We start from the raw sequence: 15414 nt of genomic DNA on the forward strand, positions 1-15414 counted from the left end.
CCCCAACGCCGGAGGTTCATCATCCTGGTAAGGATAACCTCACCCTGTTGAGGATAGGCTCACCTTTCCCAAGAATCGTTATCCGCGTGGACGAGGTTGACACCGCGGGCAGTAGCACGACGACCGGTTCATGAACTTCTCCCGGCGCATCACCGCGCCGCAGCGCCGGCAGCCTTCGCCCTCGCACCCGTAGGCATCCAGCGATCGGTCGAAGTAGCCCGACTCGCCGTTGACGTTGACGTACAGCGAATCGAACGAGGTCCCGCCCTTGGCCAGGGCTTCGCGCATCACCTCCGCGGCGGCCTGAAGCACGGCGGTCAGCTGGCGCCGGGTCAACGTGTCGGCCGGGCGGGCACCATGAACCTTGGCGCGCCACAACGCTTCGTCGGCGTAGATGTTGCCGATGCCCGACACCACCTGTTGATCGAGCAGCTGGCGTTTGATCTCGGAATGCTTGCGCCGCAACACCTTCACCACCGCGTCGACGTCGAAGCGGGGATCCAGCGGGTCGCGCGCCAGGTGCGCGACGGGCGCCGGCACCACGCTGCCGTCGACGTCGACGAGTTCGGCCAGCAGCCAGCCCCCGAAGGTCCGCTGGTCGGCGAAGCTCAGCAGCGTACCGTCGTCGAGCACGGCCGAGATCCGGACGTGGTCGGCCCGCGGCACCTCGCCGAGCAGCATCTGCCCGCTCATGCCGAGGTGGACGACCACTGCGGTGGCCGGCTCGGGATCGGAGTCGAGCAGCAGCCACAAGTACTTGCCGCGACGATCGGTGCCGTCGATCCGCGCGCCGAGCAACCGGGCGGTGAGGTCGGCGGGCCCGGGCTCGTGGCGGCGCACCGCGCGGGGGTGGTGCACCCGAACCGCGGTGATCGTCTTGCCCACGACATGGGCCTGCAAGCCGCGGCGCACCACCTCGACTTCGGGCAGCTCGGGCATCTAAGCGGGCGTTTTCCCCGCGGTGTCCAACGCTTCCAGCGTCTTCCAGGTCGCGGCGGCCGCCTTTTGCTCGGCTTCCTTCTTGGAGCGGCCCACACCCGACCCGTATTCGGTCTCCATCACGACGACCACCGCGGTAAATTCCTTGTCGTGGTCCGGGCCGGTGGAGGTGACCAGGTAGGACGGCGCACCCATGCCGCGGGCCGCGGTGAGCTCCTGCAGGCTGGTCTTCCAGTCCAGGCCCGCGCCCAGCGTGGGCGCGGCGTCCAGCAGCGCACCGAACAACCGCAGGATCACCTCGCGCGCCTTCTCGATCCCGTGCGCCAAATAGATCGCGCCCAGCAGCGATTCCATGCCGTCGGCGAGGATGCTCGACTTGTCGGCTCCGCCGGTGTTGGCTTCGCCGCGGCCCAGCAGCAGGTGAGCGCCCAGCCCCCCGTCGCACAGGTGTCGCCCGACGTCGGCGAGCGCCTGGGTGTTGACGATGCTGGCCCGCAGTTTGGCCAGGTCGCCTTCGGAGCGTGCGGGATGACGGTGGTACAGCTCGTCGGTGACGGTCAGGCCCAGCACGGCGTCACCGAGAAACTCCAGCCGCTCGTTGGTCGGCAGTCCGCCGTGCTCGTAGGCGTAGCTGCGATGGGTCAACGCCAACGAGAGCAAGTCGTCGGGCAGGTCGACACCGAGCGCGTCGAGCAGGGTTTGCCGGGAGGTCACCGCTCAACCCCGGGCGGCATCCGCGTCGCCGGAATCGTCGGACAGCATGTCCACCAGCTTGGCCCATCGCGGATCGATGCTGTCATGGTGATGGCCGGGGTCGTCGGCCAGCAGCACGCCGCATGCGGGGCACAGCCCCGGGCAATCGGGCTGACACACCGGCGCAAACGGCAGGTCGAGTCCGACGGCGTCGATGATCGACTGCTCGAGGTCGATGCGGTCGTCGACGACCCGGCCGACCTCGTCTTCGTCGGTGGTGGCCTCGGTGGTGCTGTCCGGGTAGGCGAACAGTTCGGTCAACCCGACCTGCACATGCCCGTGGACCTCGGTCAGGCAGCGCGAGCACTCGCCGACCGTGGGCCCCGACACCGTCCCGGTGACCAGCACGCCTTCCGACACCGACTCGACCCGCAGATCCAGGTCCAGCGGGGCGCCCTGCGGGATCGCGATCATGTCCAGTCCGATGCGCAACGGGCTGGGCACGGTGTTGCGTAACGTCACCATCGATCCGGGTCGTCGACCGAGCCGGGTGACGTCGACCGTCATCGGCGAGGCCGGATGGTGCTGCGCTGTAGTGCTGTGTTCGCGCGCCATAGAAAAATCTTACGGCGCTTGCGAGCCGCTCCGGGCGATACTTCGACCATTCGCCCAGGTGGCACCCCCGGGCCGACGCTAGCGCGTCGCGTAGTCGTGCGTGCCGGCCGCCGTGCGCAGTTGGTGACGACCGCGGCCCACCGACCGAAGCGTGCCGTTGAGGAACTCCTCGAACTCGGCGAGCTTGTTGTCGACGTAGATGTCGCACTCGCCGCGCAGCCGGTCGGCCTCGGCGTGGGCGGTGTCGATCAGCCGGGTGGACTCGGCGTTAGCGGCCTGCACGACCTCGTTCTGCGAGACCAGGCGCTGCTGCTCCTTGATGCCCTCTTGCACGGCCTTCTCGTAGGAGATGTTGCCGTTCTCGATCAGCCGGTCGGCTTCGGCCTGGGCCCGGCCGACGCTGGCCTCGTACTCGCGTTTGGCGGCCGTGGCGATGCGCATCGCCTCCTCGCGCGCGTCGGCGACCATCCGTTCGCTGTGCTGGCGCGCCTCGTTCACCATCCGGTCGGCCTGCGCCTTGGCGTCGGACAGCAGCCGGTCGGCCTCCGCGCGGGAGTGGTTCAGCATCGACTCCGACTCGGTGGTTGCCGAGGCGACCATGGATTCGGCGTGCGCCTTGGCGTCGGACAGCATCGAATCGCGGGCGTCGAGCACGTCCTGGGCGTCGTCCAGCTCGCCCGGGATCGCGTCTTTGATGTCGTCGATCAGCTCCAGCACATCACCGCGAGGCACCACGCAGCCAGCTGTCATCGGCACGCCGCGGGCTTCTTCGACAATGGCGCCCAATTCATCCAGCGCTTCAAAGACTCGGTACACGGCATACCCTTCCTGGCGTCCTGCAAAGATCCGGTTGTTACCAGTGTGCCTGGTGTTACCTCTGTGACGGCGGTGGCGACACCGGTGTGTCGGGCATTGGCCTGCCGGCTTGCCGCGGGCGGGTGCTGCACCGCCGCGCGACGGCCGTCGTACCGGTCGCCGGAATTGTGACGCGGCGTGGCAATCGCCCCACGAAAACGGATTCTTCCAGGAACTGGCCGGCCCCGCCCGTGCAGGTCGGGATGCTGTCGTGGCCCGACGAGTAGATGTCGCGGTCGCGGCCGGCCGCCGAACGCCTCGCGATACGCTGGCCCGGTGAATGGGCCCACGGAGCGAAATAGCGGCAGCGCGAGCCCGCCGACGCTATTCATCTTTCCGCACGCCGGCGGATCGGCGACCTATTACGTTCCGTTTGCCAAGGCCTTCACTGCGGATATCAAACGATTCGCCGTGCAATATCCCAGCCGGCGCGATCGCGGCCTGACCGAACTGGCCAGCATTCCCGAGTTCGCCTCCGAAATCTTCGACATGATGGCGCCCGCGGCGAAAGCCGGAGGTCAGGTCGCATTTTTCGGCCACAGCATGGGCGGGCTGGCGGCCTTCGAAGTGGCGCTGAGATTCCAATCGGCCGGGCATCCGATCAGCGCGCTGTTCATCTCGTCCTGTGCGGCGCCGGGGCACATCCGATACAAGGAATTGCAGGGATCCGACCACGAGATATTGAGCTTGGTCGCCCAAGTCACCGAGACGAATCCCGAGCATCTGGCCAATAACGAATTCGCTTCGAGCATTCTGCCCACATTGCAAAGCGTGCGGACCATTGCCGCCTATAACCGGCCCCCGGAGATAAAGCTGTCCTGCCCGATCCACGCATTCGTCGCCGATGACGACATGATCGTGGCAGCGAGAACATGACGGCCTGGGCCGAGCGCACCACCCGCGAGTTCTCCATCCGGGTGTTCCCCGGGGACCACTTCTACATCAATGCGAATTTGCCGGAACTGGTGAAGAGCATCGAGGAAGTGGTGCTCAACTCCCCCGGCGACAGTTAGCTGAGCGAACCGAACGGCGATCGAGGGTCGTCCCGGGCGCCTTGAATCTTTCCTGGCGAAATGGTGCGCAGGTGCCAGAACACGGCGAACCGCGGAGCCCGTCGGCGGGTGAGATTCTTCTCACTCCGCTTACCAAACGCCACCTCTGCCCCACTAGTCACACCCGCTGGATACTGCGGGTGAGCTGCAGTAACGTCGACGGCTGGCACTATAGTAGACGCACGCAAAATAGGGCGAGACCGGCGCTGCCCAAAATCTGTGGATTTCGCCATTCCCCTCACTTCCCCGTGAACGATTGCTTACCTTGCTTCAAGAGACGGATGGTCGGGGTGGACGATCGTCGTGCCGTGGCCGTCCAGCTCCTACGCGCCGACGTTTCCGCCAGCAGCTGCCGTGTCACCGCGGGCGCCCCGAGAGGGGGCCGCGAGCGCTGCTGAACGGAGCGGCATGCAGGGTGCGTGTAGATAGCGCCCACAGGGACATGTAGGGTGAAGCGACTCCGGTGACCGACTCGTCCATCGCTGCTTTGCTGCACGGGCGGGCCGAGCGACGGCTCGATGCGGCGGCAGTCACGTTCATCTCGCTTGCGCGACGCGGCTCGCCCGGCGGGCGTGTGCCGGCATGACGTCCAGCATCCGGCACGAAGCCGACCTTCGTCACTGGGTGGTCGACTATTTGGTGACGAATATCGGCCGCACACCGGACGGGGTCGACCCCGAACTGTCGCTTGCCGACCACGGCGTCAGCTCTCGCGAGGTAGTAGTGCTCTCCAGTGAACTCTCGGAGTTGCTGGGCCGGAAGGTGTCCCCTATCGACTTCTGCGAGCATCCGACGATCAATGAGCTGGCCGCGCACCTGACCGCACCCGTGTCCGACGCCGACGCGGACGCCGCGCTCAAGCGCCCGGCGCCCAATTCGCTCGACGAACCGATCGGCCGTGATCGGGATGGGATGCCGCTTCCCGGGTGACATCCGGGACCCGAAGCCCTGTGGCAGTTCCTCTGCGATCGCGGTTGCACGATCTCCGAGGTGCCGCCCGAACGCTGGCAGCCGTTCGACAACGGCTCACCCGAGGTGGCGGCGGCGCTGGCCCGCACCACCCGGTGGGGATCGTTCCTGCCCGACATCGACGCTTTCGACGCCGACTTCTTCGAGATCCCCCCGCACGAGGCGAACAAGATGGACCCACAGCAGCGGCTGCTGCTGGAGGTCGCCTGGGAAGCCCTCGAGCATGCCGGCATCTCCCCGAGTTCGCTGAGCCGCACCCAGACCGGAGTGTTCGCGGGGGCGTACTCGAGCGAATACGGTGCGATCACGCTGGGCGATCTGCCCCGGGTCGACGCGTGGAACAACACCGGCGGCGCGATGAGCATCATCGCCAACCGGCTCTCCTACTTCCTCGACCTGCGCGGCCCGTCGGTGTCCGTCGACACCGCATGCTCGTCGTCGCTGGTGGCCATCCACCTGGCCTGCCAAAGCCTGCGCACCCAGGATTCCCACCTGGCGATCGCGGCCGGCGTCAACGTGTTGTTGTCCCCCACCGTGTTTCGAGGTTTCGATCAGGCCGGCGCGCTGTCGCCGACCGGCAAGTGCCGAGCGTTCGACGCCGCGGCCGACGGGTTCGTGCGCGGCGAAGGCGCCGGGGTGGTCGTGCTCAAGCGGCTGACGGACGCGCAACGCGACGGCGACCGGGTGCTCACGGTGATCTGCTGCTCGGCGGTCAACCAGGACGGGCGCTCCAACGGTCTGATGGCCCCCAACCCCGCGGCCCAGATGGCGGTGTTGCGCGCCGCCTACGCCAACGCCGGGATGCAGCCGAACGAGGTCGACTATGTCGAAACTCACGGCACCGGAACACTATTGGGCGATCCGATCGAGGCGCGCGCACTGGGCACGATGCTGGGTCGCGGACGTTCGGAAGACTCCCCCCTGCTGATCGGCGCGGTGAAGACGAACATCGGCCACACCGAGGCGGCGGCCGGGATCGCCGGCTTCATTAAGACCGTCATGGCGCTGCAGCACGGCCAGATTCCGCCGAACCAGCGTTTCGAGAGCCCAACCCGCACATCCCGTTCACCGATCTGCGCATGAAAGTCCCATCCCCCAGAGCGGCTGCTCGGTAGCGCACAATTTCGCCCACCCGCAGCGGCAGCACCATGGCCCCCAGTTGCTCGAAGCTCCATACCAGCGCCGTTTGCAGGCAACCGTCGAGCGCGGCCGGATCGGTCACCCACCCTTCGCCCGACCAGCCCGCCATTGTCAGCCCGTACAACACAGCGGTGGCGGCCGACGCCTGGCAGTCGACGCTCTCGAGGACCTGGAATGCGGGGCCGTGGAAGAGCGCGCCGTTGGTGTAGCAGGTGTCGCGGTTCAGCCGCCGGTCGCCGACTGGCACGGCCTCGGGTGTCGCCGTTGCCGCTGAACCCGAGCCCATGTCGACGGTCGCGGAATAGTAGGCGGTCGATCCGGAGGCGTCGGATAGCGTGCACGCCAACCGATGTGGGTGGTCTTCCACCGTCGCGCAACCCACCAGCAAGGCGTCACCGCGTTGGTCGAAGTCGGACAGTGTGACGCCGCGCAGCACTCGAATGTCGGAAATGCGATGCACGCATTGGCCGGGCCGGCAGGCTTCGGCCATCTGCACGAACCATTCCAGTGCCTGCACGATGGGCAGGACGACGTTGCCCTGAATGCGGTGGTCGATCAGGTACCGCTGACGGGCGGTATGGGCCAGCACCCGCGCGACCCGCGCCTTCGGCCGGCACCGGATGGGTTGGCACACCGGCCAATACGCCGTCTCCGAGAATCACCTCGGGACTGACGGTTTGCGCGTCGAGTACGTCGGAGACGAATGCCCGTGCGCCATCGGCGAGCGGGATCAGGGAGATTCCCCGGGATTCGAACATCGTTTTGAGTCCGGGTGTCACCATGCCGGAATCCCAAGGGCCCCAACCCAATGCCCGGACCAAGCAGCCGGGACCGCGGCGGGCCTGTTCGGCCAGGGCTACCTTGTTGAGAATTTCATTGGCCATGGCGTAGTCACTTTGGCCGATGTTGCCGCTGCGCGCGGCCACCGACGAGAACAGGCAGACCAGCTTCAGCTCTTCGGTGGCCGTCGCATCGAGGAGTGCAGCCAGACCCCCGACTTCTGTCTCGAAGACGCGGTCGTATCCCTCCAGGGTCTTCTTGTGCAAGGGCGCATCGGCCAAGACACCGGCTCCGTGGACCAGCCCGGTGATGGGCCCGAAGTCGGCACGCACGCTATCGAGCAACGCGCGCAGTTCGACGGCATCCCGAACGTCGGCCGTGGCGTAGCGGACCCGGGATCCGGCCGCGGCCAGTGCCGTGAGGGTGGCGCGCACTTCGCGGTCGGCCAGATGCCCCGTACCTGTTGTTCCAGCTGTTTGGGTGTGAGCTTGAGTCCTTGCGCGGCAGCACTTGTCAGCAAGGCCCGCTTGAGTTCGGCGTCGGTGGTCAGTCCCCGCACGGCGGGCGGCTCGTCGCCGAGTGCCGTGCGGCCGATCAGCACGAAGCTGGCCTGAGTCTGTTCCGCCAGAGCGATCACCGATGCAGCCGTCACCCCGCGGGCGCCGCCCGACACGACGATGACGTCACGCTGGTCGATGCGGCGGGTGTGCGCGGCGACCGGCGTCGCGTCCGCGACGACTGTGACTCGTCCGTGCGTGCTGCCCAGACCGACTTCCAATTCGGCTCCGCCGGCCAATATCTCGTGAGCGATGTGCTCGGCGACGGCCGTCGGGGCCAGCCGTTGCGCCGCAATATCGATGGCCTTGACTTGCGCCTTCGGCCATTCTTGCGCGGCGGTCTTGGCCAGGGCACCGATGCCGGCGGCCCAGGCGCGTGAGCCGGGCTCGGTGAGCAGACCGAAGGTGCCGCCGGTGTCCTGAACGGTGACAAAGACGCCGCCGCGCTCCTCGAATCGGGCGGCGGCGCTGTGCGCATGGGCGAAGACCGTCCGGTTGAGGGCCAGGGTGTCCGCACGAGTGGTCGTTTGCTGCAGGCCACCGAGGTGAATCACGGCCTCGGCACCGGCGCTGGGCTCGGCCACCGTGGTGGCGCCGATACCGTGGGTGCGCAGGTTGGCGGCCAGGGCCTCGCCGACGCCGGGAGAAGTCGTGACGATCTCCACGTTGGCGGCGCTGTAGAGGCCTGGCATCGCCATTCCGCTTGCCGGAGCAGCGATTGCGCGCACCGCGTGGCGGGCGATCGCTGCTCCGGCTAACTCAAAAGGGAGGCGGTCACCCGCCACGGCGCCGTTGGAGATGGCTGGGACCGGCGGTGGCGCATGCATCGGTGGGGCCCCGTTGTGCGCGGCCGGGGCCATCAGGGACTGCAGATAATCAACGATCTCCTGCAGCGTCCCCAACGCCGCCATCGCCGCGGTCTCCACCTCAGGCAACGACGGCACCCGCTCCTGCACCGCCGACAAAATCTCCACCCGCTTAATCGAATCGATGCCCAGATCCGCCTCCAACGCCATCGACAAATCAAGCATCTCCACCGGATAACCCGTCTTATCCGCCACCACACCCAACACCTGAGAAACCAAATCCGCACTCACCGACGAAACAGACGCAATCCCATTGGACGCCAACGCAACCGGAGCAGCCAACGCAGTAGCCGCCGGGGCAGACGCGGCAGCCACCGAGGCAGGCGCAGTCCCATTGGGGGCCACCGCAACCGACGCGGCCACCGCGACAGGAGCAGGCGCAGCTGCCGCTGTCCCGTTGAGCGCCGCTGGAGCCGGGGCAGGTGATGCGGTCGCCGGCGGAACCACGAGAGCTTGCAACACCCACTGTAGACGATCGAAGCCGTCCCGCAGCGTCCCTACCGCCGAGATCATCTCCGTCACCGCTTCAGCACTCAGCACCGGCGCGACCCCAGGCGCTGCGACGGGTGGAGGAGCCGCCAAAGTCACCGCCGCCGGCGCAGCAAGCACGGCAGTGGCGGACGGGTGCGCGCCATGCCCGTTGCCATTGCTCGCGGCATGCCCATTGAGGACGGCCGCGGCGGGCGGCGGCAGGATCGTCGGGACAACCGGAAGCGACGCCGGGGGGTCGACGGGAGCTGCCGTGCCGTTGACGTGAATCACGGGGGTAATTGGTTCAGATGGCATGAAATTGGACTCCGATTCGGTCCTGTGCCCGTTACTGCGGCCACGGTGGTCAAGAGTTGTTTCGATGTCGGATGGCCGTCGCACCGGCTCGTCGCTTATCGGCGGCCTTCCATAGTTGGATCCGTTGATCTTCAAAGTCAGCTTGGGCTGTTGGCGATTACGCGGATCGTCACCCACGCGATAGTCAGCCCACAGGCCCTCGAAATTCATCGGTACGCCTGCCGCCACGAGTTGAGCCAATCCTATCCACAGCGATCGAATGCCGTTCTTGCCCTTGGCATCCAACGACACTGCGGTGTGCTCCTCGCCGGCCAGACACTTGCCGACGAGATTCGTCAGCACACCGCCGGGGCCAACCTCGATGAATGTCCGGGCGCCGGCTCGCCACATCGCCTGGATCTGTTCGACGAACCGGACCGGCTGAGCGATCTGGTTGGCGAGCGTGGTCCGCATTTGTTGCGCGTCACCGGCATACGGCTGCGCTGTCGCGTTGGCATAGACGGGTACCTCTGGCATGCCGAACGCGACCCCGGCGAGGAAGAAACCGAACGGAACGGCTGCCGGGCTGACGATGTCGGAATGGAAGGCGGTAGCAACATCCAGCCGGCGCGCGTTGATGCCGGCCGCCGCGAATCGCTGTGCCGCGTGATCGATGGCGGTGCTATTGCCCGACAGCACAGCCTGATTGGGAGCGTTGTGGTTGGCGATGACGACAGGCAGGCCCCACTCCCCGATCAGCTGACGAACCTGCTCGACAGGCGCGGTCACCGGGCACATCGCTCCGTCGCTGTTGGTGGCGGCTTCGGCCATCAGCTCACCGCGCTTGCGCGCGATTTGCAGGGCCACATCGCCGCTTAAAACACCGGCGGCACATAAAGCAGTGACTTCACCGAAGCTGTGTCCACCGACGGCAACGGGCGCGATGCCAAGAGCACGGATCACCGTGAGCAGGCTCAAGCTGTGCGCGCCAATGCCGGGTTGCGCCCACTCCGTTTTCGTCAGCTCGGCCGACTGCAGGGCGCGCTCGTCGTCGGTGAACGCCGTCTTCGGCCAGACAACATCGTGCAGATCGCGATCGGCGTGCAGGCGCTCCGCGCGGGCACCCTCCCATGGCGCCAACGCCGGCTCATGCAGCTGCGGCAGGTCGGCGCCCATGCCGACGTACTGGCTGCCCTGGCCCGGAAACAACAACGCGATCGGACCGGGCCGCTGCGCCGAATAGAAGTAGCCCCGCGGCGAGGCGAACGATACCGGCACATCCGCTGCGCTGAACTTGGCGGCGAGTTCGTTCAGCATCGCCTGCAGGCTCACAACACTGTCGGCGACGACGGCCGGTCGGTGCGGCTGCGCAGCGTTGTACGCGGCTTGGGTGCTGCGCGCGATCCAGCCGAGCATGTTCGGGGTGTCGACCAGTGATGCGGCCAGCTGAGCGGCTTGTTCGGACAGCGCCGCCGCAGACGGCGCGCCCAGCACAACCAATTCGGAATCCCAGGACCGGAACCGGTATGCCCGCTTTCCGGTGCCCGTGTACTCCTCGACGGCAACGTGAAAGTTGGTGCCGTCGAAGCCAAATGAGCTGACGGAGGCTCGCCGCGGGACGCCGTTGTCGGCCATCCACGGTTTGGCCTGCGTGGACAGGTAGAAAGGTGACTGCTCGATCTCGAGGGCGGGATTCGGCCGGTCCACCTTGATGGTCGGCGGCAAGGCCTTGTGGTGAAGCGCCATCACCGCTTTGAACAGGCCGCACGCCCCTGCCGCACCTTTGGTGTGCCCGACTTGAGACTTGACCGAGCCGAGCGCGCACCACTGCCGATCCGTTCGTCCCGACTCGTCGAAGACCTCGCGCAACGCGGCGAACTCGGCGGCATCTCCGGCCCTGGTGCCGGTGCCGTGCGCTTCGACGAGCCCCACCGTTTCCGGGCCGTAGCCGGCAGCGGCGTAGGCGCGACGAAGGGCCTTCGCCTGACCCGCCGGGCTGGGCGCGTAGATGCTCTTGGCCCGGCCGTCCGACGACGTGCCGATGCCGCGGATCACCGCGTAGATCCGGTCACCGTCGCGCTCGGCATCGTCGAGGCGCTTGAGCGCGAACATCGACAGCCCCTCGCCGAGCATCGTGCCGTCCGATTGGTCGGAAAAGGGTCGGCAGTCGCCACTGGTCGACAGCGCAGTGACCTTCGCGAAGCACATGTACATGAAGATGTCGTTGAAGGCGTCGACTCCACCGGCGATGACCATGTCCGACTCACCGAGGTACAGCTCGTGCAGTCCCACCTCCAGCGCGGCCAGCGAGCTTGCGCACGCGGCGTCGATGACGCAGTTGATCCCGCCGAGATCGAAGCGGTTGGCGATGCGCCCGGCGATGACGTTGCCGAGCAGTCCGGGGAAGGTATTCTCCTGTCAGGGCGCGTAGTTAGCCGTCACGCGTTCGCTGAACGCGGCGAGCTCTTGCTCCGAGAGGCCGGCCGCCCGGAGTCCGCGCTCCCAGACGGGCCGGTGCAAACGACCACTGATGTAGGTGATCAACTCGGTGCCGCCGGAGGCGCCGAGCAGGACGCTGATTCGCTCACGGTCGATGTGAGATAAATCACCACCGCCCGCGGCATCCTCTAATACTTGTTGCGCGGCCCACAATTCGGCATTGCCGGCGCCATTTGTCGAGCCAGGAAAGGCGTCTGACGCTTTATCCGCGGAGGTCGACGGCACCTACACGGAAAGCGGACGTGGAATGTAGTTGAACGCCTCCGCCGGAACCGGCACGCCGCATTTCCGCGCTTGGTGGGCCCGGCTGATGTGGGTCGCGCCCTCGAGCAAATTCAGCGCCACTTGGTCGACTTTCCGGTGCTCAGCCTGCTCAAGGTAACTACCCGCGACCCAGCTGTTGAAAGCTCCCATGGATGGGCCGCACCAGATTTGGTAGTCCAGGACACGATCGGGTTGACCTTCGATCGCCCACCGACTTGATTTGCCGAGGTACCAGCGGAACACCAGCCCCATCTGATACTTCGAATCGCGGGTCGCGAGTTCGAGCACCGCGGGGTCGCGCTCCTGCCAGTACTGGTGTGTCTCCGCCCAGACGTCCTCGACACTCTTGCCGAGAATCTTTTCCAGCTCCGGGCCGTGTTTGTCGACGACGGCACTCAGGTTCGGGTTGCCGCATACCACTCGTAGAGCTTTCTCCCCCGCGGGCCGAACATGGTGCCACGCTTGAGCACCTGCAGATTCACGCCCATCTCGAACATGTCGGAAGCCGGTGCCATCATCACGTCGGCCACCCCGGCCTTGGCGAGCATGCCCCGGGCATACGGGGAAAGGCCCGATTCCACGCACGCCTGATTGACCGAGCCGGTCAGCACGTAGGCAGCACCCATCGCGAACGCGCCGGCCACCGACTGCGGCGTGCCAAGGCCCCCGGCGGCGCCAACGCGTATCCGGGACGCCAGGCCGTGCTGCTGCGCCAGCTTGTCACGCAACAGCACGATCTCCGAGAAAAGCGCGGGCAGCGGGCGATTGTCGGTATGCCCTCCGCTGTCGGCTTCGACGGTGATGTTTTCGGCCACCGGTACATGTTGTGCGAGCTCCGCTTCCCGCTCGGTCAGCTTGCCGGCGGCGACGAATGCCGAAACCAGCGCCGCGGGTGCCGGCTCCATGAACATGCGCGCGACCTCGGGCCGCGAGATCTTGGCCATCACATGGTTTTTGCGAACGATCGCACCGGCGGCGTCGGTCGACAGGCCCGACAGGGCGTAGTGCACGATCGCCGGGGTGAGCTTCATGAACGCCGAGGCCGCGACGACGCGCACACCCCGCTCGATGAACAGCTCGGCCACACGTCCCTCGAGTGCCACCTCGTTGGGCGAGTGGATCAGGTTCGCCCCCAGGCCAGAGGTCGGCCCGCCAGTCTCGTGTGAATGTCGGCCAGTCCGCGTTCGACGGCGGCATAGGAGAGGCCACCCGCGCCGAAGAAACCCAGCATGCCGGCCTCCGCCATCGCCACCACCAGAGCCGGTGTGGCGATACCGTTCGCCATGGCGCCGGTGACATAGGGAAAGCGGATGCCGTGGGACTCGCAGAACTCGCGGTCGCCCAGCCATTCCGAATAGATCGGGTGCAGTGTCCCCATCAGCGATAGGTCGGACGCACCGGCGCCGACGAGTTCGCCGCCCATCGCAACACCAAGCTGTCCGGTGATGTCCTCGCGGACCACATGAACCGGGTGGCGCACGTACTGCAGGATGTGAGCGATGTCTTGCGGCGCGAACGCGACCGGCGCGGTGGTCGGACGCCACCCACCCAACGACGGACTCCCACCCGACGCGATGCGATCGCTCAAGACAGCGGTGGGTCGCTCATTCACTGCCAAGTCCCTTTCAGCACAGTGTCGACGCGTATCCCCCGCGATAAAGCAAGAATGAGCTTCTCACGAACCGCTGGCCTGCGCGGGAGAATTGTCGTACCGCCCTTTTATGATCGCATGTATGTTCGATGGGGGTTTGGTGGCCGAGATTGAGTCGTTGCATCGGCAGGAGTCGGTGTTGGTGGCGCGGCGGTTGGCGGTGGTGGCGGCGTTGTTGCGGCAGCGGGTGGCCGCGGCGGGGCGGGATGCGCAGCGGCGGGAGTTTGCGGTGATCGACGGGTGTGAGCAGACCGCGGCCGAGGTGGCCGCGGCGATGAACCTGTCGGCGGTGGCGGCCGGCTATGGCGTCTCGGATGCCGAGGCACTCGATACCCGGCTGCCGCAGGTGGCGGCGTTGCTGGCCCAGGGCCGCACCGATTGGCGCACGGTGCGGTTGATCATCGCCCGCACCGGCCTGATCACCGACGAGGCGTTGATCGCCCGGGTCGACCGGTCCCTGGCCGCCCGGCTGGGCAGCTGGCGGGGCTGGTCGCGCCAACGCATCGTCAACGCGGTCGACGCCGCGGTGGTCGCGGTGGATCCCGATGCCGCCCGCCAGCGCCGCCACAGCGCCGACACCGACCGCTACCTGGCGGTGTCCCCGCTGGCCAACGGGATGGCCGAGGTCTACGGCACCATCGCCGCCGCGACCGCCAAGGCCTTCGATCGCGGGCTGTCCCAGCTGGCCGGGCAGGTGTGTGCCGCCGATCCGCGCACCCTCGATCAGCGCCGCGCCGGCGCGCTGGCCGCCCTGATCCAAGGACGCGCCCTGGCCTACCGCTGCCACCAGCCCGGCTGCCCGGCCGCCCCGCCGCCGACCACCCAGGTGGTGCCGGGGTGCGCGTCGTGGTCAACGTCATCGCCGCCGCGCCCACCGTCTACGCCGACAATGCGGCCCCGGGCTACCTCGAGGGCTACGGGCTTATCGACGCCGAGCAGGTCCGCGCCCTGGCCGACACCGCAACCCACCTCGGGGTCGACCCGATCGTCAGCGCCGCCGAGGCGCTGCGCTACCAACCCACCGGCGGCACTGCAACGCTTCATCCGATGCCGGGATCTGACGTGTCGCTTCCCCGGCTGTGCCCGCCCCGCCGAAATCTGCGACCTCGACCACACCGTGGCGTTCAACCACCACGATCCCGCCGCCGGCGGCCACACCGTCGACCACAATCTCAAATGCCTATGCCGCCTGCACCATCGACTCAAAACCTTCGGCGGATGGCGCGACACTCAACTAGCCGACGACCATCATCTGGACCTCACCTGCCGGGCGCACCTACCGCACCCACCCCGGCGGGGTCGACCTGTTCGGGCCATGCCGACCCGCCTGCACCCCAGCGGCCCCACCCCGCGGCGACCGGACCCAGCAACGACACGCCCACATCACCCGCACCCGCGCGCACAACCGGCGCCAACGCGCCCGCAACAAAGAAATCGCCGCACGCAAATTCCGAAACCACATGCGCGACAGCCTCTTCGCCTTCAAGGCACCCCCAGCACCAGCCCCTTCTGCATCTGGGTCAACCAACCCCGCGAACCCGAAGAACTACCCCCCGACTGGACCCCCACCCCCTCCGACCTACCACCCCTACCCGACGACCCACCCTTCTAACAGGCAGCGCCGATTTTCTGAAACAGTCGTGCGCGCGAAACATACTGTGCCGCAGTCTATATCGCTCGCCGCCCCGGTCGTGGTCCCACGTCCGCCCTGATCTGGGAAACACTCGCGGCGAATCCTCCTGTCGCACTGGTGATCGTGCAGCCGTTCG

The 15414-nt window shown here is 67.1% G+C and carries 10 protein-coding genes and 4 pseudogenes; 3 read left to right on the plus strand and 11 right to left on the minus strand.

Translation table 11 applies throughout. The features are described 5' to 3' along the window. Positions 1-78: 78 nt before the first annotated feature. The 4 genes from mutM to sepIVA form a co-directional block, all read right to left on the minus strand. Positions 79-939: a DNA-formamidopyrimidine glycosylase gene (gene mutM, locus T428_RS0109520; protein ID WP_025736301.1), complete on the minus strand. Its 861-nt coding sequence runs from the start codon at positions 937-939 to the stop codon at positions 79-81. After that, positions 940-1653 carry a ribonuclease III gene (gene rnc / locus T428_RS0109525; RefSeq protein WP_025736302.1) on the minus strand — a complete coding sequence of 238 codons (714 nt, stop codon included), beginning with the start codon at positions 1651-1653 and terminating at the stop codon, positions 940-942. It lies immediately after the preceding gene. A 3-nt stretch (positions 1654-1656) separates the two neighbouring features. Beyond that, positions 1657-2247 carry a YceD family protein gene (locus T428_RS0109530; RefSeq protein ID WP_211243914.1) on the minus strand — a complete coding sequence of 197 codons (591 nt, stop codon included), beginning with the start codon at positions 2245-2247 and terminating at the stop codon, positions 1657-1659. A gap of 78 nt (positions 2248-2325) precedes the next feature. Further along, positions 2326-3063, minus strand: coding sequence for a cell division protein SepIVA (sepIVA, locus tag T428_RS0109535; protein WP_025736304.1), 738 nt, complete (start codon positions 3061-3063; stop codon positions 2326-2328). Positions 3064-3378: 315 nt separating this feature from the next. Here sepIVA and T428_RS26865 point away from each other — a divergent pair. Next, positions 3379-4115, plus strand: a pseudogene (locus T428_RS26865) (thioesterase II family protein). A gap of 621 nt (positions 4116-4736) precedes the next feature. Then, positions 4737-6211: pseudogene (locus tag T428_RS26870) on the plus strand (type I polyketide synthase); the annotation flags it as partial. A 32-nt stretch (positions 6212-6243) separates the two neighbouring features. Here the strand turns inward: T428_RS26870 and T428_RS31875 are convergent. From T428_RS31875 to T428_RS33550, 7 genes and pseudogenes are all read right to left on the minus strand, one after another. After that, positions 6244-6753 (minus strand): annotated as a pseudogene (locus T428_RS31875) (polyketide synthase dehydratase domain-containing protein); the annotation flags it as partial. Further along, the gene (locus tag T428_RS36045; protein WP_425412015.1) at positions 6656-7477 is read right to left on the minus strand and encodes an SDR family NAD(P)-dependent oxidoreductase; all 822 of its coding nucleotides are present in this window, start codon (positions 7475-7477) and stop codon (positions 6656-6658) included. The gene T428_RS36045 and the pseudogene T428_RS31875, both read right to left, overlap by 98 nt. A gap of 1004 nt (positions 7478-8481) precedes the next feature. Beyond that, positions 8482-11628, minus strand: a pseudogene (locus tag T428_RS31045) (type I polyketide synthase); the annotation flags it as partial. A gap of 21 nt (positions 11629-11649) precedes the next feature. Further along, a complete protein-coding gene (locus T428_RS31050; RefSeq protein ID WP_051465180.1) occupies positions 11650-11955 on the minus strand; it encodes a hypothetical protein in 306 nt (101 codons plus the stop codon). Further along, the gene (locus T428_RS33540; RefSeq protein WP_211243915.1) at positions 11956-12414 is read right to left on the minus strand and encodes a beta/alpha barrel domain-containing protein; all 459 of its coding nucleotides are present in this window, start codon (positions 12412-12414) and stop codon (positions 11956-11958) included. Then, positions 12390-13097, minus strand: coding sequence for a beta/alpha barrel domain-containing protein (locus T428_RS33545; protein WP_211243916.1), 708 nt, complete (start codon positions 13095-13097; stop codon positions 12390-12392). Before T428_RS33545 ends, T428_RS33540 begins: the two co-directional genes overlap by 25 nt. Before the next feature lie 17 nt (positions 13098-13114). Further along, positions 13115-13606: a hypothetical protein gene (locus T428_RS33550; protein ID WP_211243917.1), complete on the minus strand. Its 492-nt coding sequence runs from the start codon at positions 13604-13606 to the stop codon at positions 13115-13117. A 139-nt stretch (positions 13607-13745) separates the two neighbouring features. Here T428_RS33550 and T428_RS26890 point away from each other — a divergent pair, with 139 nt between their 5' ends. After that, positions 13746-15257 (plus strand): DUF222 domain-containing protein, encoded by a 1512-nt coding sequence (locus tag T428_RS26890; protein ID WP_425412016.1) that lies wholly within the window; start codon positions 13746-13748, stop codon positions 15255-15257. The last annotated feature ends 157 nt before the right edge of the window (positions 15258-15414 follow it).

Source organism: Mycobacterium genavense ATCC 51234 (assembly GCF_000526915.1).
Taxonomy (GTDB): Bacteria; Actinomycetota; Actinomycetes; order Mycobacteriales; family Mycobacteriaceae; genus Mycobacterium; species Mycobacterium genavense.

Excerpts from the sequence above, each read along its gene's own strand:
- mutM (WP_025736301.1), bottom strand. The coding sequence starts at position 939 with ATGCCCGAGCTGCCCGAAGTCGAGGTGGTGCGCCGCGGCTTGCAGGCC.
- T428_RS0109530 (WP_211243914.1), bottom strand. The coding sequence starts at position 2,247 with ATGGCGCGCGAACACAGCACTACAGCGCAGCACCATCCGGCCTCGCCG.